We start from the raw sequence: 25,172 nt of genomic DNA on the forward strand, positions 1-25,172 counted from the left end.
TTTAAAACGGGGAATCATCATTACTCTTCAACAAAAAATCGGAATCGACTAAATAAACTAAACATCAGAAACCTTAACAAAAACGGGAGCTGACACTCCGTTAGCGTCCTCTATGGGATGACAGTGAAACAGAATGACTATGTAAAAGCATGCCTCGACCAGCTCATCCCCCAGCTGACGGGGTTGACCATCACCGGGGGCGTTGCTGACGACTCCGGCGAATACTTCGGCTTCACCGTCAAGGGCAAGCAGAACGGCAAGGCGGTTGAGAAAACCGTGTTTGTGATGGCCGACGCGGAATGCAACGGGCCCGGCTTCCTCGAAATTAATGATGGTGTCGAGCCCGAACCGCAGGCCTACAGCGAGTGGTGCCCCAACTGCTCCACCGAGGTGGCGTATAAGGAGAACCAGCCATTCCCCTGCACAACCTGCGGCGAGATCCTGTTCCCGTGCGCCGCTTGCTACATGGCGAACGGGAACGAATATGCCCTGTGCGACCAATGCCCGTGGGAGACCAAGGGGAAGGAGGCTATGTCATGTGCGAAGTAATGAAGCCCCTCTTCCCCCTCGGCCAACTTGTCGCCACACCCGGCGCGATCGCCGCGCTGGAGGAAAACGGAAAGGCATGCACCGAGTTTTTGGAGCGGCACGTTACCGGTGACTGGGGTGATCTGTGCGAAGAAGATAAGCAGGCGAATGTGGAAGCCATCGAGCAAGGGTTGCGGATTCTCTCTGCCTATAAACTGCCGGACGGAACTCGCATCTGGATCATCACGGAAGCTGACCGAAGCTCAACGTGTTGCTTATTACCGAGCGAATACTGATAAAGGAGGTTGCTATGTCTTACAGACACTGCACAGGATGCGGGCGGGGCTTTGAGCAAAAGGCATACCAAAGAGAGTCGTTCTGCGGCTCCTGCGGAGAGCCTTTGAAACGGGGGTTGCAACGCGACGCGCCGCTCGACATCCATCCCTACCCGGATAATCCCCCACCCAAGCTGAACGTCGAGATCAATGGTCTGCTCGACGAGCTCGGCGAATGTGCGAAAAAGCATCCCTTCTGGTTCTCAGCAGGGGCAGTGGCGGCCGGGGTCGGAGGCATCATGCTCGGCCCCGGTCTTGTGACGCTGGGACAGGGCGTGATGGCCATCGGCGGGATACTCATCGCCACCGGCATGCTGTCGGTGGTGTACACCGAAAAGGAGCAGGCCGAAAAGTGGATCTCCACCGGATTGCTGACACTCGTGGCCGGGGCCGGCATCGCCCTGGCCGGATTCGCGTTGACCACCGCCGGAGTCGTGGCGGTGGTCGCCGGTTCCGGGGTAGCCACCAAGGCAACCGTGGAAGAAGTCTTGCGGCGAAAGATAGAGAAGCAGATGCGCGAAAAGAGCATCTCCGAGCTGATCGGCATATCCCGCCAGCTCAACGGTTGACCGTCCGGCTCAATACCGGGTCGTCAGTTCTTTATTAGATAGCTAAATATGCCTTATTTAAGTGTTACGTCCCTGCCTCGCAATAATCAATTCGTTCTCACATAGAACCTGTTTAAAAGAGCGGTAACTGCCGGGAGCTTTCAGCAGAAAAAGCTAGGCAGATGATGCAGAAATAAACTGCTTGAAACCCATAAGGAGTACGACCATGAAAAGAAAAACTATCACCCGCCTGCTGCTGGTCACCGCACTCGCCTGCAGCGCCGGCACGATGTTCAAATTCCGCTGCATGCACTGCAAAGGCACCGGCTTCCACGCCGGCACCAACATCGTTTGCATCTTCTGCTGCGGAAAGGGATATAAGTAGTGAATGATGTTCATCTAGGTTCTTCAACCCGCTCTGGCATAACCGCCGGGGCGGTATTGATTCTTTTTACCTATGCGATATGCGGGCGGTAAAAAGGGCGACTCCCCCTGATCTAGAAAATATCGCGGAGGAGCCGCCAATACCCATATGCCTCGGCGCACATGCTTCCCTTTCCAACTACGAGTTAGAGAGCGGGATAAATGCATCCTGTCATGCATACTCATACCTTATTCCATTAGTGTATCTACAGGTGATTCAGGGTCAACAGTTAACTCAGGGGACATGAAAACTCTCATTTTTCCATCTTAGATTTCTGGGCTGTGCACACGTTGCACGGCTGTAATACCGCGCCATAAGAAACCTACTTTTTATATCTCATATTTTTGAGATAAATAGGGTTTTTATGGGCGCGTCCCGTAACCGCGCAAAGCGTGCAGAAGCAGTTCGCTACAAGATTTCAGCAAGCTTTCTACAGGCATTATTCCCTGGAGTTGCGCTACCTTGTGCCGCACTTAGCCCGGAGGCAGGCCAAGGGGATGATAGGTAGCTTCTCTGCTAGTCCCTGCCGAAGCCTAAAGCACGACTTAGCGTGATCCTAAACTGCTCCTAAAGATGTCACTAACGCCCACCGCCATCATCGATCTAAACTGCCGTGTTGGAACGGTGGCCCAAAACTTGGTGGTTCGGGGTTTGCTCCCGCCACCTTGTAAACACCGGTTGGGATTTGATGACTCCGAGCATCTTTCTTTTTCGCGATCCGTTCCTTTGTGGATCTTTTACTTAACCGTCTACAGAAATCGGTTCCATTTTCTTTATTGGATCGTCGGTCTGAACTGCCCTCCAACCATCCTGAGTTTCGATCTTGAAGACAATGGCTGTTTTATTAGGAGCTTTGAACGGTGTTTTCACTACAAGCCCTTCGTGGGTCACTTTCCATTCAATCTTTTCCGGAGAAGTAAGCACAGACACGTTGGTGACCGTGGTCTTTCCGAGCTTGCCCTTGGCCAGGCTCTTGATTGTTACATCCACCTCACTTCCCGCCCAGCCGAGCTGAATGGCGTAGATGGCGTTGCCCTTGGTGGTGAAGCGGAAGTTTTCTGCCGTATAGTCGCCGCTCATCTGCGTGAAGTGCCCGCCGTGCTCCGACGACGCGATGCGCTTGGGACCTTCACCATAGGTAACGAATGGACGGGTGCCGTAGATCGCCTCCCCGTTGGCGCGCAACCAATCGCCCATATCGAGCAGCGAGCGGCGCTGTGCATCATCAATAACACCATCGGCGGTCGGCGAAATGTTGAGCAGCAGATTTCCGTTTTTGCTGACGATATCGATGAGCATGTGCAGCATCGTCTTGGCTGACTTGATGTCCAGCTCTTCGGTGTAGGACCAGCTACCGGTCTTGGTCCATTGGCCGGCGCTAATGGTGTCGTCGGTCAACCAGTTATATTCGGTGAGCTGATCCAGACGCCCCTTCTCAAAATCGACCACACCGACATTCTGCGGAAGGTCATGCTGTTTGTAGGTCGTGACGACTTCCTTACCCCACTCTTCTGCGGCGTTGAAATAGTAGGCCGCGAAACGCGCGCGATTTTCCTGCGGGAGGCGGTCGAGCCACGAGTCGAACCAGATAATGTCGGGCTGATAGGTATTGATCACCTCTTCCAGTATCTGGTTCCACCATTCACAGAAATTTTCCCAGCCCATCGTGCCATAAAGTTTCTGGAGATCGGGCGAATCCTTTCCAATACGTTCCGGCGCCTCGCGCTGCAAATAATTGTAGCGGCCTTGGTAGTGCCAGCGGCGCTGCTCCTTTTCTGGAGCATCGGCAGCAGCCTGCCCCACCTTGGCGTGATGAAAGGTTGCAATAAATCTCATATCATGCTTGCGGATGGCGGTCACCAATTCCCCAAGGAGATCACGCTTCGGGCCAATCTTCGCGGCATTCCAGGGCGTGACTTTGGAATCCCACAGCGCATAGCCGTCGTGATGCATTGCCACGGGGCCGGCAAACTTTGCCCCTGCCTCCACGAAAAGATCGGCCCATTCGTCCGCATCATAATGCTCGGCGGTAAACATCGGGAACAGATCGTGGTATTCAAAATCCTTCGGCTCACCGAACGTGCGCGTGTGAAACTCGTGCTCACGGTAGGTCTGGAAGCCGACGCCGAGATTGTAGTTGCGCTTCTGCTCGTTCTCCACCGGCTTCTTCCCGCTGGGGTGGCCATACATCGTGCGCGGATAGTGCTCATTACCAAAGGCAGGAACCGAATACGGCGCCCAATGGAAGTAGATGCCGAATTTTGCATCCTTGAACCACTCCGGCGTTTCGTTCACTCTTGCCAGATCATCCCAGTCGGCCTTGTATTCCGCCAACGACGGTATAGCCAATAGCGAGCAAGTGATAACAGCATATACATTTTTTTTCATGACACCCTCAAATCGATTTAAACTGGTTAATCTATAAACGATTTAAAATGGTGTTTTTCCCAAAATTTATACTATCGCCGTGTTTTAAGAATAACTTCAGCAACGCGATCACCGAACCTCCTATGGGAGGCGGCCTTTAAATCCAATCCTCACGGGATAGGCCATGCCGTATGCGGGTTTGGAGGGAAGCATTATTTCCAAACCCCGAGAGGTCTGCTTCCAACCCAGTTCGCCATCAACTCCAAGGAGCCGAACAGATTTGATCTTCCCGAGATCCTTCTTTGCCAGCGTCTTAATAAGTATTTTTTCACCCGGCCAATCGAGAGCAGTTGCGTAGAGCACGTCGTTCTGCTTATTCCGGGTGAAGCGAATATGTTCACCGGTGTACACCGTATGATGATCGTGCTGTGAACGCTGATCGTCCAGCGACGGGCCTTCACCGAAGATGGAGTAAGGGCGGGTTGAGTAGATCGCTTCGCCGCACACCTTCAACCATGCGCCCATACCGAGCAGCGGTTGCTTGTATTCGGGCGGAACGGTTCCGTCAGCCTTCGGTCCAAAGTTGAGCATCATGACGCCGTTTTTCGAGACAATGTCTACGAGGGAATCGAGCAGCTGGTCGGCGGTGCGGTATTCATCCTCTGTTGAATAGCCCCAGGAATAAACGCTGATGGACGTATCGGTCTGCCAGACATTTTCCTGAATATCGATCATCTGCCGCCGCTCCAGGTCGCGCACACCGGCATTCGTTGGAATGTCGTTGCGCTTTGAGCAGAGCACCATGCCCGGGGAACCAAAGGTTCCCTTACCGGTTTCGATGCCCTTGTTGTAGAGATAGGCCGCAAACCGGGCGTGGAAATTTTCCTCGCGCCATTCGGGTTTATTCCAGCCCCAGTCAAAATAGTAGAGATCGCAATCGGACTTATCCACCAGCTCCGTGGTGCGTTTCCACCAGCGTTCCAGATAGGCTTCATCCACCACGCCTTCTGAATAAAAGTCGGCCAGTTCAGGCTGCGCTTTTCCGATGCCGTTGCGGTGGTAGAACCCAAAATATTCATAGTTCCAGGCAAAGTGATTCGAGACACCAAACTTCAGACCTTTTTTGCGGGAAGCGGCTTTCATTTCGCCCACGAGATCACGCTTGGGCCCCATTTCTACCGAATCCCATTTCGTCAGATCCGAGTCGTACAGCGCAAAGCCGTCATGGTGCATTCCCATCATGCAGAAAAATTTTGCTCCGGAATCCACAGCCAGCTGCGCCCAGGCATCGGCATCCCATTTTTCCGCTTTCCAGAGTGGAATCAGATCATGATAGCCAAAGTCGGCAACCGAGCCGTAGCTCTTTTCATGGAAGTCCTTGGTCTTCATGCCGCGCGCTTCGTAGTAGTCGCTAAGCACACGCCCTTTTTTATCCAGCCGGGTTTCGCCCTTTTCAACACCATGAACCCAGCGGCCATACCATTCCGCCGCATGATCCCCGCGAAAGGCGGGAACCGAATAGACGCCCCAGTGCGGCCAGATGCCGAATTTTGCATCCTGATACCATTCGGGCACTTCGTAGTTTGAAAGTGAATCCCAATCCGCTTCGTACCCCTTCCCGGAAACTGAACCGACTGCAAGACACACTCCTATGCTTAATATCCAAATCTTCATGAGTCCGTTCCTTTAAACTTCATAGAGGAACCCCCGCAGACACCGATTTCTTTGACAACAAAGGGCATCTTGCCGCCATCCTCTGAGATGCTTCTGCATTGAAAGTTACAAAGCATTTTTACATTCATCAACGCACCGTTTCCTTATCCAACCTTTTTTGCGACTGTATGATCTGCTTCTTCACCAATGGAGGCAACGCAACGCCCTTCTGGAAATAGGTGTCGGCATTAAAACGCAGGTTATTGCGTTTGAAATATTCGCGATCCACATCGAGCGAGAGATCACAGTCGAAGCGGGCGAGAATCGATTCGTTGGCTGCACCGCCGCCATCGGGATTGATGTGGCACAGCCCCCATGTGAAACCGCGACCATCGCCCTTGCCGTCGAAGGTGGTCGGGCAAAACGGCCCCGGCGCAACCGGCGGTATCTGGATCATCGACATCACCTTGAAGTTTTCTCCGTCGGGCGACCACTGGATGGTGTTTTTTTCCGGGCCGTCAAGCGCGACCAACGCGGCGACGCCATCCTTCCACGCAAACATGCAGGTTTCGTGTCCGGAGTTGATGACCGGGTTCAGCTTAGAGGCTTCAAACGGCCCAAGCGGATTATCGGAAAAGGCAACGCCCTGCATGCGCAGCACATATTCCGAACCACGCTCGATCGGCGCACCCTTGTAATAAATTAGAATGCGGCCGTTGTGGACCACCGGACAAGGATCATTGATCTTGATGTTGCCCCAACTCCCTGCCGGACTCGGCACAAGTGCATTTTCCGGATGGTGTGTCCACGGGCCGTTCGGCGAATCCGCATAGGCCACTCGCACTGGACAATACTCCTGTCCCCCGATTTTATTGTAGGCTTGGAAATAGAGATAATATTTCCCTTTCCAAACAAGAACACCCGGCGTGCAGATGGATCGGTTGCCCTGCTCCGGTTTCGGCGGACGGTGTACGGCGGGCTCCGCATCTTCAACCCAGTTCCATCCATCGGAACTCGTCGCATGCCAGATATCGGCCAGATCCCAGTCGGTACCGGGTTTGGTGTCGGTTGCGTTTTTCAGGCCGACCGGCGGGCATTCGGAACGACGGCCCGTGTACCAAACATGGTAGACGCCATCGACCTTGATTACCTTGGTCGGATCGCGACGGCTGACGTTTGCCTCTCGTTTAAAGTTTAGTTTCGAATATTTAAAATTGGAATAGAGTTCATTCCCGCGGTCTTCGTGAGGATTCCACTCATCGTACAACCGCTCCATCGCCGCACTCAGCGGGCGATCCGGCTTCTCCGTCGGAATAACCGCCGGGAAGGGTTTCTGCTCGGCGACGGCAACGCAGGCAATTGCCACTAGTCCTGAAATAAGTTTGGTCATTGTCCTTCTCCCTGAATCTGTTTCTTTAAATTGCCCGGTAGCATGGTGCTTTTCTGGAAATAAGTTCCATCGTCGAATCGCAGATTGTTGCGTTTGAAATATTGGCGGTCGACCTCCAGCGAAAGATCGCAGTCGAAGCGGGCCAGAATGGAGTTATTGTTTCCGCTCTCCTTGTCCATGATGTGGCAGAGGCCCCAGGTTATGCCGCGTCCGTCACCGTTACCGGCGAATGCGTCCGGGCAGAACGGCCCCGGTGCGACCGGTGGAAGCTGGATCAGCGAGGCCACTTCAAAGTTAATGCCGTCGGGCGCAAACTGCACGGTGTTCTTTTCAGCGCCATCCAGGCTGACGATCGCTGCCACCCCGCCTTTGAACGGAAACATGCAGGTTTCATGGCCGGAATTGAGCACGGGGTTGAGCTGCGACTTTTTGAACGGCCCGAGCGGATGCTCGGCAATCGCGACGCCCTGTGCGCGGACGATGGTTCCGTTACCCCCTCCCTTTTGCGGGGAGCCTTTGTAGTAGATATAAATCTTTCCTTTGTAGACGATCGGGTACGGGTCGTGGATCGCGTTGGAATCCCAGTCGCCCACGGCTCCAAAATCGATCACCACCTTACCGAGCGGCTTCCATGGCCCGAACGGCGAATCGGCTTCGGCCACAGTTACCGCGGCACGGTCGCCGGAATCCAGTCCAGGAATTTCGTTAAAGCCCTGATAGTAGAGATAATATTTCCCTTTCCAGATCAGAACATCCGTTGTGGAAATAGACCGCCAGCCGTATTGCGGCTTAGCCAACCGCGTGACGGCCGGCTTGTCGTCCTCAACCCAGTTCCAACCATTGGAACTCGTCGCATGCCATAGATCGCACAGATCCCAGTCGAACGAAGGAATCGTATCGGTTGCTTGTTTTCCCGCCGGAATACCCGCCGATTTCCGGCCCGTGTACCAGACATGATAGACGCCATCAATCAGCAGGACCTTGGATGGATCCCGGCGTGAGATATTCGGCGCGGTTTCCAACCCTTGGAGCGGCGTATATTTAAAGTTGGAATAGAGTTCATTGGCCCGATCTTCATGCGGATTCCACTGCTCATACAAACGCGCAACCGCAACACTCACCGGAGTTTCCGGCTTTTCTTCCGGAATCAAAGCCGGAAACACTTCTGCAAAGCCGGTCAACGGCAATAGCAGTGCGAGACCCACAACTTTAATATTCATTAACAAACTCCTGATTATCCATTTATGCATATAAATAGGAAACGTCCCTAGGACGCCATATTCCCAAAGACTGCAACGAAAGTTTGATTTAAGCAGCAATCTAAAATGAAAGGATCGCCGATCCGGCCGGATAAAGAAAGGGTCAGGTCCGTTTCCGGGAACATTTCACTGTAGACACAAAGCGAGGCGACAGCCAACCGACGCCCTCGTCGCTTTCTTTTCCGCAGAGAACGCGACGAGGACGTCGCGTCTACGATCTCTTTACTTGGAACTTGAACCAAAAAAGCCCCGCCCGAACAAATCGGATGGGGCCGTATAAATTTGAGATCCCGCTTGAGCGGATGCCTACATATGGAAGCGACGAGCCACAAGCAGTCCGACTCCCGACAAAGCAATCAAACCAAGGGTAGCCGGTTCAGGGATCACGGACAGTGTTACCTGGTCCACGTCTACATACGAGGTGGCTCCAAAGTCGGGGGAGACGACCTGGAAGGCCGTTCGAACCTGGTCAAGCTCGCCGTCACTTGCTGCAATACCGAGCGTAGAAACCTCAGCGGCACCGCCGATCGAGTAATACACATCGACCAGGTCGGTATCAAGATTCAGCACAGCCCGCACCGCCAGCGTATCCGGCAAAACGGTTGCATTGAAGTCATAAAGCGTGACAGCGGGACCTGACCCCAGAGCCTCCAGCCTCAACTCACCATTGCGCTTCACAAGTTTAATTATAGCCAGGTCATGTCTTTCAGCGACCACGGCACTGTCATGCCGAAAACTAAACCCTACGGAGCCCCCGGCAATATCCCCATCCGTCATATCGGCTGCACTATACGTGACGGCTAACTCATAGATTCCGCTGGTGACATCAGTTGTGCTCAGATTTGCTCCATTGAATAAATTGGCTCCCTGCGTTATATGCAGGTTTCCGCTTCCGTCGGTCTGAAGATTGGTACGCGCCACATACCACTTTGCCGTTCCGGCGGAATTGTTAAGATCTTTGAGGTCCGTACCGGGGTCATCATTCATCTGCCAATTTTCGATCGTCGCCGCATGCGCGAACGAGCCAACTAGGGCAATAGCCATAATCATTACTGTTTTTTTCATTTTTTCTCCGGCCTTTGAAATTTCTGGTTTCGAGAAACAGATCTCTTTCCATTAATCTATAAACGTCATCTTCGGGCACGATTCTCACGGTGTGGGCATTTTTTTTAAACCGTCACTTTTTCCCGGTCGTAAAACTCCAGACATGACCTTGTCGTACAGCCCCCTTATCATCGGCCGCATCCACGCGCCAATAGTAGGTGGTAGATGGCTGGAGATCCGGCAGATCAACGATATTGCTTGATGCATCCCTCAAGGAACGAACCAGCTTCAATGCATTCGGTGAGGTGCCAACATAAACCCGGTGCTGCTCACTTTCGTAGGCCTCCAGGAACATCAGGTCAGCATCAAGCGGCACGTGGGTTCCACCATCTTTGGGAACCGGCGTGCTGGAGATGGCTTCCTTCCGTCCGGGAATCCAGTAGCGCTTGGCGCCGAACTCATAGGCGCCAATGTCCGGCGCGGCCCCTTCGAATTCCAACTCTTTGAATTTGGAAACGGGGCTGGGGATTTCGCTTATCGTAACGGGTGCTCCGGCATCGACGAGCGGGCTTCCCGCCTTTGGACGAAAATCAAAATTGGTTGGATCGCGCAGGTATCTCCAGGAAGCCCCTGGTTCACGGAGATTGTGGTCGGCCTTACCTGGAAGCACCGTCGCGACAGGCATCATGCAGCCGTCGGAACGCTTCCACCATTTTTTCGGTTTTTTATCGAGATGGAACGAGCGGCTTCTGAGCGTCCCGAGATTGTTGCGCGTGAGGCTGTTCATATTGCCATTGATTTCATGCAGAATCTTGAATCCTTGAATCGACATGGAAACCTCTTCCTTAAAAGGATCAGAATATTGATTCACGTTAAGAACACTGTTATTCAATACCAGATGGCGATCGCCCTTCAGCTCGTTCGGTTGCGTGTTCCAGGTTACGTTATTCATGTAGACGCCGTCGCCATGGATTTTACCGTCGGGGCGGTAGATACCACTGCCATGGTAGTCAAAACGGACGCCCTGCCGGTTGCAGTCGTGCGCCCAGTTATGTGAAAGCAGGGTCTTATAATGATTACGGGTTCCCACATTAATCGCCGCCCCATCGTGCTGGAGGTTGCTCATGTCAGACAAGTGATTCAGGGCAATCGTTGCCCCGGTTCCGGTTCCACGCACCCCCTCCGAGTTTCCGGCGCGCGTAATCGTATTGCGGATAAAAAAGCCGTCGTCGCCAATCATCACCGACCCCGACGCGCCGTTAGAGTTGGGCTCCCACTCAATATCGGAGAACAGGCAGTTTTCAACCCGCATGCCCTTGCTCTGAAAACTGAGCGGCGCATTGCTCCGGCGAACCCTGTTGTTGATAAAGCGGTTGTCTTTCCCTTTGTGAAAACTCGACATCTTGTTTGCGTTGTTTCCCGGATTGAAATGCACAAACCAGTCGGTCGAACCCAACACAAATTTATGAGTGGACGGGTAATCGAATGCGCAGTCCTTCACCTCGACACCGGAGCTGTCCATCACGAAAAAACCTGCGCCATGGAACCGGATACCGGAAACTTCGATGTTCTTGCATCCTGACATATCCAACCCGAAATCGTTCACGCGCCCGCGCAACGCCATCCGATTGGGGTTCATACCATTCGGAGGCATGTAGTAGACCGTTTTAGTTTTGGCATCGACCCACCATTCATTCGGACGGTCGAGTGCCGCCAAACCGAGAATATGATAGGCGCTGAACTGATGAATATCAGACATCCCAATCCCGGATGGATCATACGAAAAATGGTCGGATCCGGCCGCGTGCTCCGTGATCGGCCGCGCCCAGGTGAGCCAGTGGCCAATATTGAGAACGGCGATTGCGCCCGTAAAATCCTTACCGGTCTCGGCCAATGAATAGGTCTGCTTGTCGAACGTAATGGACGGATCGATCTTGTAGCGCGTGTCCCCTTCCCTGAAGCCCATGTCTTTGGGCTTGTGGAAGCGGTCGTCGTAGGCCAATCCCAGCCGCGACTTTCCAAGCCATTCATGCTTGCGCTCGTTGTAGCCGCCATCCGTGCGCCGCATGCCTTCCATCATGCGCCAGATTTTTCCATCCTCAAACGTGGCATCCGGCCAACGCGCTACATAGACCAGTTGATCGTCGTTGAAAAGCTGCCAAATATCGAAACCAATTTCCTGCTTCCAGATGCCCTCTTTCCATGGCACCCAGTTTTTTGGCAGCGCACGAGAACCGTCGATGATTACCTCAGCCCCCTCGATGGCAACGATGCGCAGATCGTTTTTCCGCCTCAGTTCTATGGACGTTTCATAGCGTCCTCCGGCCAGCCGGATGGTATCGCCGGGCTTAGCCGCCTTCAGCGCTTGTTCCAGTTCCGTTCCGCCGGACTTCACGTTCCATTCCTTCGCTCCTGCGCTGGTAGCGCAGATCAGTAAAATAACAAGTAATCTATTCATTTTCAGTAATCTCAAGGTGGATAAATTTTTGAGGAGCATCTTCCGTAGACACCCGATTTGTGACGGTCTCGATTCCAGATATTGGAAGTGATACTCCCGTTAAAATAACTCCGTTGGTATTCCAGACATTGGAAACCAGATTGGTCGAGACTTCAACCGAGTAGTCGAGCCCGCGCTCTACAAAATCTTCGCGCCGACGATAGACATATTCCATCCAGTTGGCACCGTCATCATTCACCATTCCAGACCTTGGAAAAATCGTAGAGGCATCGTTGTTCGTCGGGTTTCCGCCGAGGGCATATTCAAGCAGGTTATCCATTCCGTCGGGTTCGATATCGGCTGAATACGCCGCCAGACCTGCGGACAGGCCGTATTGAGCAATCCAATAGTTGAACGTATGAGTCGATTCTTCCGTTCCATGAATGAAAAACACAAAGTCGTTACCGGTCGGGCTGGGCGTTAAGTTGGCATTCGGAAATACGGGAGGATTCGACTTGGAAACCTGCCCGCCGCCGGCATACGTGCCCGTGCCCACGTCCCGCCGGAACGCAAAGTTATTGGCATCGTGTTCTTCGCCAAAATAGGTATGGAAGCTGTAGAGTCCCGGCTCCAGACCGGTGATAGGAACGCCAAAATGGAAGGTGAGATAGTCGTCGCCGTTAGCCCAGTCCTGTCCCGTCATGACGAAAGAATAGGTGTCGCCGATCTGGAGATCGGTTTTCCCATTTCCGTCCGTATCCTTCATGAGTGCAACAAGGAAGGTATGGTTGCTCGCGTCGCCACTAAAATAAATGGCGTTCGCTGTGCGCAGGGTAATCCCCTCGAAGCTTACACTCGTGTCCGTCGTAATCGTAAACGCCTGACCGGCCGCGCGGTCAAAGTCGTTAGTAGACACTTGGCGGCGAGGGCCCATCGCGCCCGTAGCCGGCACATTATACGATTCGATCACATCATTGGTCGGTGACGAGCTGGCAACGGAAATGGAGGGTAGGGATCCTGTCGTGAACGACCAGACTTCGCCCGTCACGACCGATGTGTCGGTATGCACCGTATCGACCCGCCAGTAATAGGTGGTATTTTCATTGAGCGTGGCCAGCTCCACTACATTGGTGGGTTCGTTCAGATTGGCAATCAACGGCAGCGCGACCGGATTGGTGCTGAAATAAATATTCGCGCCGATGCCGTCCAGGCCGATCAGATAGGAAAGATCGCTATCAAACGGCTGCCCAGTCGCGCCATCGGACGGAACCGGCATTGAGGCCTGATCGGGGGGCAAAGCGCCGGTCGTGAACGACCAGACTTCGCCGGTCACCACCGAGCTGTCGCCCAGCACCGTATCGACCCGCCAATAGTAGGCGCTGTTTTCATCAAGCGTCGCCAGCTCAACGATATTCGTCGGATTGGCCTGACTGGTGATCGGCGAAAGACCGGCGGGGTTGGTTCCCATCAGGATATTGGCGGAAATGCCTTTGTAGCCGATGAGGTAAATCAGGTCGCGATCCAGCGGATCGGTGGTTGCACCGTTGGCGGGAATCGGCATGGAAGCCTGCGCCGTCTTGCGACCGGGAATCCAATACGCGGCCGAACCGTATTCGTAGGCGCCGATGTCGGGCGCATTTCCAACCGTTAGAATATCGGCCTTTGTTCCATCGTTGGGAACGGGAATGCTGTAGGTGGCCAGCCCGGGAATCTCGCTGAGCAGCAGATCCGACCCGGCATCCACCAGCGGGCTGAATGACGAGGCAGGACGGAAGTCGAAGCTTTGCCAGTCGCGCAGCAGATCAAACTCGTTGCCCAGTTCCGTATGGTTGTCACGCAACAACACCCCGTGCTGGAACATTTTCTGGGTCAGGTTATTGATCGCTACGGAATCGTCGTTGGTGCTTCCGGGCGCATCGGAGAAATAAACCGAAGCATTGAGCGAGCCGACATTGTTGAACAGCACGTTGTCATCGTTCTTGATTTGCCATTGCGGGCAGTTCCAAGTGACGTTGTGATGGAAGCATCCGCCGTGTTCTTCGCTTCCACTAAGATCATTGTACCAATCCCAGCGGATAGCCGCGCGCTTGCTGTCGTGCACCCAGTTGTGGTGCACATGGTTGCGGCGCGAATGGAGACTGACGTTGATGGCGGCACCGTCCACCTGCAATAAGCTCATTTGCGACAGCTGGTTGTAGGCCACCTCCGAGTCATGGAGCTGGCTCAACGGACGAACGCCTTCCGAGTTGCCGCAGCGATAGACCCGGTTGCGCAAAAACTGCATGCGCTCGCCGAGGTTGACCGAACCGGACCCGCCGGTCGAAACCACATCCCATTCGACATCATGGAACAGGTTATTTTCCACGCGCATGTCGGAACCGCTCAAAACGATGTGGGTGTTTGAATATTCAAACACGCTGTTTTCCAGCACACAGTTTGTGCCATCAATCACAAAGCAGACATTGTTAACCGCCGGATCCAGGTAATTCTTGGGATCGGTGGTGTCCAGTACCTCCAGCATGAACTTGTATTCGTTGGGATACTTAAAATGGCAGGAGTCGATCACCACTCCATCGCAGCTGGATTTTACGGCCGCGCTTCCGGAGAAAAAATTAATTCCCTGCAACTGGACATTCGAAACGTTGTCGAACGTGATAGCATAGTCGAGCACGCGGCCGGACAGCGAGCCGGCAAACGTGGATGGATCGACAGCTCCGGGCGCACGGTAATAGATGGATTGTGTGGCGTCGTCGAACCACCATTCGTTGTCGCGATCAATGCACCCCAGCCCGAGAACATACCCCGCCAGATCGGACTTCGTAGCGAAGGTGTCCTCCAGACCGATCGTGCCGGTTTCCCAGTCGATACTGAGCATATCCTTTGCCGCCGTTAGCCAGTGGTGGTAATTCAAAACGGCTACACCTTCCAGAAAATCGGCGCGTCCCGACGCGGGAAAGTTGGTCAATGAATCGAAGGTTGCCGTGCCGTTGCCATTCGATGTGCCGTAGCTCCAGACGTCCATCGAATCATCCCGGCTCCAGATCGAACCATCCTCGAAACTCGCATCCGGCCAGCGGCCGACATCGACCATTTTATCGTCTAAGAACAACTGCCAGACATCCTGTGTGACGGAGCGTTGGAAGATGCCGTCGCGATAGTGCGTCCAGCCGTTGGTTGCGATGGAATCGATGTCCACGCTGCCATCCAGCGTTACGGTTTCATTGTTGTAGTTCCTGATGATGATGGGCGGCAGCGTTCCTTCGAAATCATCCGTCGCCGCACCGACCGCGATATCGTCGACGAAGAAATAGTCAGCCGCGCCGCTGGCAGAAAGTCTGAATTGAACCTGTGTTACTGTGCCATAAGCTGCCAATGAAATATTGGTGGACTGCAGGTTGTCGGGGTTACCGCCGGAATTACCCTCATTGGCCAAATTATCAACCGACCAGACCGGGTGCCAAGTGCCGTCATAAACCTCGGCATAGGCGATTTCCGAACTGTTGTCCAGGCTATCAACATCCCACTTGAACGAAAGCGTCCCGCCGGAAACAGCGGAATCCAAGGTGCGGGTGATCGATCCATCCTTCACCATCTTTGCAACGGTGTTGCCGGCCGATTCGGCCGAAGAGGTATCGGCACCCAATGTCCAGTCTTCACTCCAGCCGGTTCCGCCCGACCACGTCGTCCCCACACCGCTCAGTCCACTAACCGAAACCGCTTCGTGGTAGCGTCCGCCGCGAATCGTCAGCGTATCGCCTGCCGCCAGTTGGTCAGCGCCATGCTGGATGGTTGCGAAAGGTGCGCCATGGGTCCCGGCGGCGGCATTGCTGCCATCCGTCGCCACAAAATAGTCGGCCGCCTGCACCGAGACTGCAGCAGCCATCGAAACCACCAGTACTTTGCCGGGAAATCTCTTTATCGTCATTTCCATAATCCCAACCTACAGCTCATCGCTCGCAAACTCACTTAAGACACTAGAGCAATTCTCGTTTGTGAAGAGTTTAATTCCTATTCAAAAAGACCCGCCCAGCGGAACCGGACGGGCCTGTTATTCGCAAAGAATCACCCCTTGACTAGTTCTTTTCCACTTTCAGGCGGACGAACTCTTTCGCGCCGGTTGCGTCCGTACGGTTAGTGACCGACTTGTAGTCGCCTGAAACCGCCGATTCGGCGACCGGGTCAATTCCATTGGTGGCCCAGGATGCGGACGAAAGATTGGCATTCTGATCCAGCTCAACGGCATAGCTCAGGGAGGAGTCACCCACGCGCTCTGTATGGACGTGGATAAACCAACTTCCGTCCGTGCTGGTGCCCGGCTTAACCGAACCAGCATCGTTGATCATCGGATCGCCGTTGAGAGCATATTCCATCAGGTTATTGAGGCCGTCGCCTTCCGGGTCGGATTCCTGATCAGTGTCGGTGAATCCAGGATAGCCGCCCGCCCAGTCAGCGTAAGGGTCGGCTGAAACCTCAACTATTCCCTGAATGAAGAACGTGAGGTCGGATGCGGCATTCAGGTTACCAATCTCCAATGACGGGAACCCGTTGACGGCTCCGTTGTACGCCTGAGCAGAATATTCAGCCCCATCGACATAGTTGTTGTTGGCTTTAGAGCGCTCCAAACCAAAGTTATTGCGGTCTGGATCCACTTCCCCCCAGTAGTACTCAATCTGGTAGGTTCCCCCCGTGACACCCGAGATGCCCTCACCCAAATGGAAGGTAAAATATTCACCCTGATTGAAGTACTCGGACGTGAAGTCATACTCGAAGGTTCCCAGCGGGGCATCGCCTTTCCCATTACCATCCGTATCGGCAGAAACAGCCACTAGGAAGGTGTGGGTATTGGCGTCGCGGAAGTCTCCATTCCACTCCGGATGCTGGCGCACCGTAATAGCAGTCAGCGTGACCTCTCCAGCGTGATCCAAGGTGAAGGTTTGCCCGATTACACGATTGTTTGCATTCGTGAGCGTTGGCTCCTCAAGACGAGTCGGGCCCCAGCCGGCAAGATCCGACGAGACTTCAAAGGATTCGAGAATATCCGTATTCGGCTTATTCGTGGACGCCGTATGCACGACCGGCATAGAGGCCTCATCCGACCCATGGATATAGAAGGTCATATCGGCGGTTCCGTTCGGCGACATATTTGCATTCGGAAAGACTGTGGCAGGGCTCTTGCTGATCTGTCCGCCACCCGCGTAATGATCAACATCTTTACTGCGCTCAAATGCCTTGTCGTTCAGATCATTCTCTTCGCCCCACCACAGTTCAAAGCTGTAGGTGCCCGCAACAAGATTTGACATCGGCGAATCGAGATTGAACGTAATATATCGCTCATCCGCAGCCACATTCTGTCCGCTCATATCGTAGGCGAAGGTTTCAATATACTTATCGGTTGCGCTGTCATTACTGGTCTCTTTCATGAAAGCGATCAGGAAGGTATGGGTGCCGCCATCGCCGGAAAAGTTGATTGCATTCTTCCCAAACAACGTCAGTGCATCGATGCTGAAAATTTCATTCGTCACGGTGAAGGTCTGCCCCAGCGTGCGGTTGGGAACTGTTTGCGTAACCTTGCGCCGCGGCGACATGCTGCTCAGATTGGCGGTTGCATCATACGACTCCAGCACATCGGCGGTCGGTGCGGTTGCCGACACCTCAATCTGAGTCACTGGCGGGGTGTAAGGCGTCGCCGTGCCTTGAAGGAAGAAGGTCATATCCGAGGTGCCGCTAAGTGACACATTGTCTTTCGGCATGACAATCGCAGCATTGGTATCACTTCCGCTGAACAGCGCACCGCCCGCATAGGAGTCGCCTCCCTGGTCGCGCTCAAAACCCAGCTTATTGTCATCATCGAATTCGCTGTAATACATCTGGAACTCATATTCAACGCCCGCGTTCAAAGCAACACCCCCGAGGTCAAACGTCATATAATCGCCCTTCACAATCGAGTTCGTACTGAAATCATAGGTGTAGCTTCCAGCCGTCACATTATTGGCCACAATGTACAATTCAAAGGTGTTGGTGCCTCCATCGTTGAAATTTATAGTACTATACGAGCGGAAGGTAATGGAATCAGCCTGCACGTTGTTGGTCGGAGCAATCGTCACGCTCTGCCCGGCATAACGGTTTTGCGTGCCCGACAGCTCGATACGGTTCGGCCCCATGCCGGCCAGTGTCGCGGTGGTGTTCGTGTAGTCCAGCGTGTTGAACGACTCCACCACGTTGACGGTCGGCGCATTGGTTGAAATGGTGAATACATCCGCCTGTACGGCAGCTGCGGCAAAAAACATCGCCGCGATCATACTTGTTGCTATCTTCAACTTTTTCATCTGGCTCCTCATGCTGTTTTTCATCCGTTCTATGACGGCACTCATCTTTGGGTTGAATCCATCGGAATCAACCACTCCCTATGCCTAGAACTCCGCGATTCCTCCATTTTCTCATTATTGTTGAGAAAATCAGAATGATGGATCATAGAATTCGTATTCCTTGGGCAGGGATAGGTGTGTTTTTCGGGTCTTCGGGTCGCTGAAATGCTTGTGGCCTACCTTCATGGAGGGCTGTTGCCAGAGGGAATCATCGAACGAGTCCGGTAGCGTAGTGGAAAAATGGTTCAGATATGCGTCGAACGTCGCCCGTACCGAAGAAAATTCTGGATTGTGGGTGATGTTTTCGTAGCCGCGCCCATCGAAGGACCCGTTCGTTTTGTAGAATCGTCCCTGCGGGTGGTCGTACAGCGGACAGACCGCCTCCAGCAAAAACTCTTCCGTCCGCGCCAACCGCGTCGGACCGGGAAAGGAATAGATGACCGGCTTGGTCTTTTCCGATTTCCCGCTCAGGAACGGTTTCAGGCTGACGCCGTCCACCACGCCATCGGCAACCGGGCTTCCGCCAAAGTCCGCCAGCGTCGGCAGGATATCGGTAAAGTCCATCAGCTGATCCACCATGCCGCGCGGCGGTATCCCGCCGCCCGCCACAACAAACGGAACATGCACGCCATATTCCACGCCTTTGCTCTTGGCCGACGAGGTGGTGCCGTTGTCGGAGGAATAGATGATGATCGTATTTTCTGCGATACCGGCATCCACGACCTGCTTAATGATCTTTCCCACCAACTCATCCATATAGCGCACCTGGTTGTCGAAAATCGCGCGCCCTTCTGGATCGCCTTTTTTGAAATGCTTGTTGCTCGGCTTGGCCCCCGCTTCCACTTCAATCGGAGTAATGCAGTGCGCGGAGTGCGCCAGCACCATCGGATAAACGGCGAGGAATGGTTTTTCGCCCTTGGCGTTGTCCTTGATAAAATCGCAGATAAAGTCGCTGAGCATATCGGGACCATAGTCATTCATGGTGGTTTCGAGCACCTTGCCGGCATGAATGATACCCGGCTTCCAATATCTGGAAACAATCGGATATCCGCCCAGCGCGGCCTGTTCCCATGTATCATCCGGAATCAGTTTACGCCCCAGCAGTTTTTCGTAGGGTCCGGGATTGGTGCCGGTTTCCATGTAGGTATCGATCCCCAGCTTTTTATGACTGCTATGCACATTGCCGTTAAAGGCGGCATGATGCCATTTTCCAGCAAAGGCCACCGTATAGCCCGCATCGTGCATGGTGCGAGTGAGGTTCGGTAACGTTTCGCGATGATTCTTCACCGAGGCACCGCCCGGAATCATGCGTAGCTTGTTGTCGTATTCGCCGTTGTTGATCGCATATTTTCCGGTGTAGAGCATGGCGCGCGACGGCCCGCAGATCGCCTGTGCCCAGCAGGTTTTGAACATGGTGCCCCGCTCCGCCAACCGGTCAATATTCGGCGTTTTGGTCGGCTCGTCCCGCACCCCGTAACAACCGATCTCCTCAAAACCGACATCGTCGGAAAAGATCAGGATAATGTTCGGTGCGCCCTCTGGGGCATTCTTTTGTACAACAGGAGCAACAGCAGGTGTTTTGGGCAGCTTCCCGGCAGCCTCTGCCGATAGCGTCGCAACCGTCAGATTATCGATCCTGAACGTGGTTCCATCCTTCGTCTTGCGTAAAATGAAGCCGAACGAATCCATGGCATCGCCCTGCGACACCTGGGTGCCGGCGACCGTTTTCCCGGAAAGATACTTTTTGCCGTTTTTCCAGACGTCCCACGATCCGGCCTGCAAGCCGGGAGAAACGACGCCCGGATGTTCAGCGGAAAAATCATAGGCAAACAGTGCTGTTGCATCATTGTTCGCCACGAAGACATAGGTCGCTGATCCAACCAGTTCAAAACCCGCCACTTCAGAATTAGCCCCGGTCTCCCCGCCCGCGGACAACCGGGCAATCAGTGGCGAACCTTCCACAACCTGTTTCGCATCGAAGGTCATTATTCCGATGGTTCCAATCGTTGGAAAATCTTTCTGCCCGAATCCACCGTGCTTAGATGTATCAGACAACTTAATTAGAACCGCTCCATCCTCGATGGACGCACTTGATGCCTGGTTGTAGTAACCGCCATACGTTTTTACATTCGCTCCGTCGCGCGCCGAAAAAGCATCGCGATCCACCACTGTTTCCATATCCGAAAGTTTGACCGCACCATGTGCAATAGTTGCTACCGCGAAAATTCCCAATACCCTAAAAACCGTTTTCATAATCACAATTCCCTGTTTCTATACAATGAACCTAGAACGTTGGAATTTGACGATTTTATCACTCAGGGATACATTTCGTCTGGAGCGACTAGGATCACCTCTGTGCCCTTAGCGCGCAATTCGTCGATGAATCGTTGTTGGTGCGCGCCCTCTCTTAGAACGACTCGTTTAGTCGGAAGCGCTTTCAGCATCGTGAAAAAGTTGACATCCCCGCCGACCATCTTGATATCTAGAAAAATCAACGTTTCGAGTTTTTCCAGTCGTTGGAACTCCCAGATATTATTGACGACCGAGTGGCTCAGATCCAGCGATACCAGATCCAACTTGCCCAGCACCCCGTCATAGCACCAAGGCAACATATGCGAAAAAACATAGATGCGATAGGGTGCACCGCTCAGATCGAGATGATAGCCGCTCTTGCGTGGCTCCAGCTTAACATGCCCGCCCCACTCCCTCGTGTCGTTAATCACGTTCAACATGGCGATCGCCACCTTGAGATAACTTTCCGGGTCGGCGGGTTCCGTATTGACCATATGCAGGTCGAACGCGAGCGACTTCAGCTCTTTATAGCGCTGCCGGGCGAAGGGATGATCCAAAAACAAGGCGAAATCAGCATCCGACAGCTGGGCAGTGTCATCGGGTTTAATTTCGATAAATCGCGTAGCTATCTGGTCATAGAGTTCCAACCACTGCCACCAATGCGGATAATCTTCAACCAGCGTCTTCACCGCGTTGAAATTTTGCTGGGCGAGTTCCTGCATCACCTTCATCCTGACCAGCTTTTTCAAGTATTCGCGGTCCAGATCGTCCTTGTTCAACTCCTGCTCCAGAATTTTGTCAAGTAGCCGGTAGGTACGCAAAGTTCCCAAGTTACCCGTTTCAGCCGTAAACTCCCTCAAATCATGGTAGAGCTTTTCAGAAACCGCCTGCTGCTCCTGAAAATGATTGAGGTTTAGGACAGCCTCCGCCCGGGCGGCTTCGAGTCTTCTGCCCTGCATTTTTTCGCGGGAATAAAAGAAACCGGTCACAACCATCAGCACCAAGACGGAGAGAAAGATCACCGTTGCCACCTTGCTGTGCCGGCGCATCAACAACTGCAGGCGTTTAACCGGATTCGCCCGTTCCGCTTTCGGCGCGAATCCGCGCAGATAACGAGTCACTTCATCGTGCAGCTCCTGTACCGTCCGATACCGATTTTCAGGTTCCCGTTGCAGAGCCTTGATAGTGATGGCCCCCAAGCTGCCGGGAATACTCAACTGGGGTCGACGTAGCCGCGGGCGCACCACTTTTCCATCGCGGGTATTCAGCATGACTTCCTGCGCATGGGATCCGCGCACCGGAATCGTTCCCGTCAGAATATGGTAAAGCACCGCACCTAGGGCATAGATATCCGTGGCATACGATTCCACGCCTTCTTCGGCAATCTGCTCCGGCGCCATATATCCCGGCGTTCCTTTCAGCGTTCCGGCATGCAAAAGCGTATTGAGTATATCTGCATCAAACGTCTCTGTGACATCCTTCCGCGAGTCATCAGAAATAACGGCTGCCATGCCCCAGTCATAGAGCATCGTCTGCCCGTAGCGTCCAACCATAATATTAGCCGGTTTGATGTCGAGGTGCAGTACATTGCGGGAATGGGCATAGATGACCGTGTCGCAAATCTTCAGAAAAATCTCGAGCATTTCTTCGAGGGGATACCGTCCCGAATACCCGGAATCCGATTCAAACCGTTTCCGGGCGATGGAGCCGAGTTCCTCGCCCTCAAACAGGCGCATGATAAAATAAGGCACATCGTCGTTATCGATTCCGATCTCATGAATCGGCAGAATATTCGGATGCTGCAACTTGCAGGTCAGCCGGGCCTCGCGGAGAAATTCTTCCTTCTCCATGTTTGTGTCCCGCCGACGCGGACGGGCAATCACCACATTACGGTCGGACTGGGTGTCATAGGCTTTGCTGAGAATCTTTTCCCCGCCTTCGCCCAGAAACTCCTCGCCCGTAAAGTGGTAGCGCATTTCGTCGAGCGAATGCAGGATCGGCGAAACCTCCTTCTCCTCCTCTTCGGAAAGTTCACGCCCTTCGGCATTGAGGAAGCCGGAGAGTTTTTGCCCCATCTCCCGGAAGCTGGCCGGATCGTTGGAATTAAAGTTCTGCATCAGCCGAGATACTCCTCCAGCGCTTTAATTTCCTCCAGCAGCGCCTCCTTCACACGTGTCTTCAGTCGGTATGCCGTGCTGAGCGGAATTTCATTTGCTGCGGCATATACCTTAATATCCTGCCCCTCCAGACAGGCGTTGAAAACGCCCAATGCCTGCTCCGAAAAACGCTTGGCGACATTCTCCATCGCCTTGGCCGTGAGATAGTTTTCCCACTCCGCAGTCGCGATGCGCTCCACCTCCGGCTCGCTGATGTTTTCGATGGCGTGTAGTCGCTCCTCGAACTCCACCTTGGTGTTGCCGCCGCGCCGCGACTCCCGGCGAAACAGATCATACGTTGCATTTTTCACGGTCACGGCCAGATAGCTGCGAAAACGCCGCATATCCCCGAGATCAATTTCCGGAAGTTTTTTCCATAGCTTCAGCAACACATCCTGCAGCACATCCCCCGCATCCTCCGAACTGATATTCATGCTAAAGATGACGCCATAGATATATTTTTCATAGATCGAAACAAACTCCTGCCACGCCGCATCATCCTGCTGCCGCTGCATTTTCTGCAGCAGCGTCATTCGCGTGGCATACGTCTGTTTGGTTTTTGAATCCATGGGTTCTAGAGCTTTTCTACGTACACATAGTAGGCACCGATCGTCTGAGCGCCATCGAATGTAAACCAGGTTTGCAGTTTCGTCTGTCCTTTATTCAGCGGCACCTCAAATACAGCGGCCTTATCGCCTTTATGTACCTTAATGGTTTGATCAACGTCCTGCACCACCAGACGAGCATGCGTGACAGGATAGACCCGGCCTTCCGGTAATGGATCACAGAACGGCTCTTCCAACGCCGGCACACTTCCCGCAATTGGAACATCGGCCTCGCGGGGCCAACGGCGGAGTTCGATTCGGTAGCGTCCTTCACTCGCCACTTCAACCGGCCAGTACGCATCGTTGATGGCAATGCCCTGCCGGACGTGCAGCTGGTTGTACGACTTTTCCTTGCTCGGCGTCCGCCAGCTATGACACGTCAGCAACACGGGGTTTTCCTGCTTCGATCCAAACACCTGATGGCTGACATTCTTAAAATTCGGAGTCATGTCCTCCCACCATTTTTCGTATTCGCCCATTAGTCGCTCGTAGACCTCCGGATGGGTAGAGGCCACATCCGTCGTTTGGCCGGGATCTGCTTTGATGTCGAACAGCTGTGCCGACAGACTGAGCCCGCGATTCACAAGCCGCCAGCGGCTGGTCATGACGGCGAAATCCTTGTATTTATGCGGCTCAACCAACTGCATGTTGTGAACGATCAGCGTGCGTTCAGGACATTTCCTTTCGTTGCCCTTCAGCGACGGCGCCAGACTGATGCCATCGAGCTTTCTTCCAGACATTGGAAGATCACACAAATCAGCAAGAGTGGGCATCAGATCAAAATGCGCCGCAAGTCCCGGAACGTCCCGGCCACCCTGGATACCGGCCGACGGATAGCGCACGAAACAGGCATTTCGGTGCCCCCCTTCATAGGGCATGGTTTTCTTGCCGCGCATACCCGCATTGTATCCGTCTGTCACCAGTCCGTTACCGCGGACGCCCGCCCCCATCGCCGTGCCGTTGTCGCCCATAAAGATCAGGATGGTGTCTTCGGTCAGATTTTCCTTTTCCAGGAACGCCATCAATCGCCCGACGTTTTCATCGATGTTAGCAATGAGTCCATAGAAGCGCGCGCGCTTTTCGGGAATGCCCATTTCGAGATAGGGTTTGAAATATTTCTCGTGCGAATTGAACGGCCCGTGCGGCGCGTTGGCGGCGAGATAGCAAAAGAACGGCTTGCCCTTATGCGACTTCACATAGTCCATGCATTCGTCGAACCAGACATCCGTGCAGAAGCCGTTGAACTTTGTCCACTTGCCGTTCTTGAGATAGGTGTCGTCGTAGTAGTTATTGTTCCAGGCATCGGGAATCTCACCCACCACGCCGGCACCGTGGCGGACCACATGCTGGAAACCGCGGTGCTCCGCTCCATAGGGATACGAATCGCCTAGATGCCATTTTCCAAACATGGCCGTGCCGTAACCTCCGTTGGCAAACATGTGCCCCATCGTGATTTCCTCGCGTCGCGGAATATAACAACCGTTCAGCGTGCTCCAGACGCCGGTGCGGGCGGAATAGCGCCCGGTCATCAGCGCCGCGCGCGTCGGTGCGCACATGGGGTCGACGTGAAAATCGGTCAATCGCACGCTCTGCGCATGCAGCTTGTCGATATTCGGCGTTTTCAGGAATGGATTGCCGTGGCACGACATATCGCCATAGCCTTGGTCATCGGTCAGGACCAGGATCACATTCGGCTGTTTATGCCCCTGCGCCCAGACCGGCACCAGGGAGGCAGCACCCGCTGCAAATAAAATTTCTCTGCGTTTCAT

16 protein-coding genes are annotated in these 25,172 nt (G+C 53.7%); 4 read left to right on the forward strand and 12 right to left on the reverse strand.

Going from position 1 to position 25,172, the window contains the following annotated elements:
- Nucleotides 1-123 precede the first annotated feature (123 nt).
- The 4 genes from SCARR_RS08145 (at nt 124) to SCARR_RS28100 (ending at nt 1,796) form a co-directional block, all read left to right on the forward strand.
- Nucleotides 124-549 carry a hypothetical protein gene (locus SCARR_RS08145; protein ID WP_136060989.1) on the forward strand — a complete coding sequence of 142 codons (426 nt, stop codon included), beginning with the start codon at nt 124-126 and terminating at the stop codon, nt 547-549.
- Nucleotides 537-824 carry a hypothetical protein gene (locus tag SCARR_RS08150; protein ID WP_222846221.1) on the forward strand — a complete coding sequence of 96 codons (288 nt, stop codon included), beginning with the start codon at nt 537-539 and terminating at the stop codon, nt 822-824. Before SCARR_RS08145 ends, SCARR_RS08150 begins: the two co-directional genes overlap by 13 nt.
- A 104-nt stretch (nt 825-928) precedes the next feature.
- On the forward strand, nt 929-1,432 hold the full coding sequence (locus SCARR_RS08155) for a hypothetical protein (protein ID WP_168433124.1): 504 nt from the start codon (nt 929-931) through the stop codon (nt 1,430-1,432).
- A 205-nt stretch (nt 1,433-1,637) separates the two neighbouring features.
- Entirely contained in the window at nt 1,638-1,796 is a 159-nt protein-coding gene (locus SCARR_RS28100; protein ID WP_168433126.1) for a hypothetical protein, read from the forward strand.
- Between the two features lie 780 nt (nt 1,797-2,576).
- Here the strand turns inward: SCARR_RS28100 and SCARR_RS08160 are convergent.
- The 12 genes from SCARR_RS08160 to SCARR_RS08215 all read right to left on the reverse strand — a co-directional run bounded on the left by SCARR_RS08160 (nt 2,577) and on the right by SCARR_RS08215 (nt 25,172).
- Nucleotides 2,577-4,223 carry an alpha-L-fucosidase gene (locus SCARR_RS08160; protein WP_136060992.1) on the reverse strand — a complete coding sequence of 549 codons (1,647 nt, stop codon included), beginning with the start codon at nt 4,221-4,223 and terminating at the stop codon, nt 2,577-2,579.
- Nucleotides 4,224-4,343: 120 nt separating this feature from the next.
- Nucleotides 4,344-5,876 carry an alpha-L-fucosidase gene (locus SCARR_RS08165; protein ID WP_136060993.1) on the reverse strand — a complete coding sequence of 511 codons (1,533 nt, stop codon included), beginning with the start codon at nt 5,874-5,876 and terminating at the stop codon, nt 4,344-4,346.
- A 127-nt stretch (nt 5,877-6,003) separates the two neighbouring features.
- Nucleotides 6,004-7,245: a glycoside hydrolase family 117 protein gene (locus SCARR_RS08170; RefSeq protein WP_136060994.1), complete on the reverse strand. Its 1,242-nt coding sequence runs from the start codon at nt 7,243-7,245 to the stop codon at nt 6,004-6,006.
- Nucleotides 7,242-8,465: a glycoside hydrolase family 117 protein gene (locus SCARR_RS08175; RefSeq protein ID WP_136060995.1), complete on the reverse strand. Its 1,224-nt coding sequence runs from the start codon at nt 8,463-8,465 to the stop codon at nt 7,242-7,244. Before SCARR_RS08175 ends, SCARR_RS08170 begins: the two co-directional genes overlap by 4 nt.
- Before the next feature lie 345 nt (nt 8,466-8,810).
- Nucleotides 8,811-9,569, reverse strand: coding sequence for a PEP-CTERM sorting domain-containing protein (locus SCARR_RS08180; protein WP_136060996.1), 759 nt, complete (start codon nt 9,567-9,569; stop codon nt 8,811-8,813).
- A 112-nt stretch (nt 9,570-9,681) separates the two neighbouring features.
- The gene (locus tag SCARR_RS08185; RefSeq protein ID WP_136060997.1) at nt 9,682-12,006 is read right to left on the reverse strand and encodes a right-handed parallel beta-helix repeat-containing protein; all 2,325 of its coding nucleotides are present in this window, start codon (nt 12,004-12,006) and stop codon (nt 9,682-9,684) included.
- Nucleotides 11,999-15,910, reverse strand: coding sequence for a right-handed parallel beta-helix repeat-containing protein (locus SCARR_RS08190; protein WP_168433127.1), 3,912 nt, complete (start codon nt 15,908-15,910; stop codon nt 11,999-12,001). The genes SCARR_RS08185 and SCARR_RS08190 overlap by 8 nt, the downstream gene beginning before the upstream one ends.
- Before the next feature lie 148 nt (nt 15,911-16,058).
- The gene (locus SCARR_RS08195) at nt 16,059-18,311 is read right to left on the reverse strand and encodes a hypothetical protein (RefSeq protein WP_136060999.1); all 2,253 of its coding nucleotides are present in this window, start codon (nt 18,309-18,311) and stop codon (nt 16,059-16,061) included.
- A 129-nt stretch (nt 18,312-18,440) separates the two neighbouring features.
- Nucleotides 18,441-20,603 (reverse strand): sulfatase-like hydrolase/transferase, encoded by a 2,163-nt coding sequence (locus SCARR_RS08200; protein ID WP_136061000.1) that lies wholly within the window; start codon nt 20,601-20,603, stop codon nt 18,441-18,443.
- A gap of 62 nt (nt 20,604-20,665) precedes the next feature.
- Entirely contained in the window at nt 20,666-22,759 is a 2,094-nt protein-coding gene (locus SCARR_RS08205) for a serine/threonine-protein kinase (protein WP_136061001.1), read from the reverse strand.
- Complete coding sequence (locus SCARR_RS08210) at nt 22,759-23,367, reverse strand: RNA polymerase sigma factor (RefSeq protein WP_136061002.1); 609 nt, start codon at nt 23,365-23,367, stop codon at nt 22,759-22,761. Before SCARR_RS08210 ends, SCARR_RS08205 begins: the two co-directional genes overlap by 1 nt.
- Nucleotides 23,368-23,372: 5 nt before the next feature.
- Nucleotides 23,373-25,172, reverse strand: a complete 1,800-nt coding sequence (locus SCARR_RS08215) for an arylsulfatase (protein WP_136061003.1) — start codon at nt 25,170-25,172, stop codon at nt 23,373-23,375.

Origin of the sequence: Pontiella sulfatireligans (assembly GCF_900890705.1) — a bacterium.
GTDB lineage: Bacteria > Verrucomicrobiota > Kiritimatiellia > Kiritimatiellales > Pontiellaceae > Pontiella > Pontiella sulfatireligans.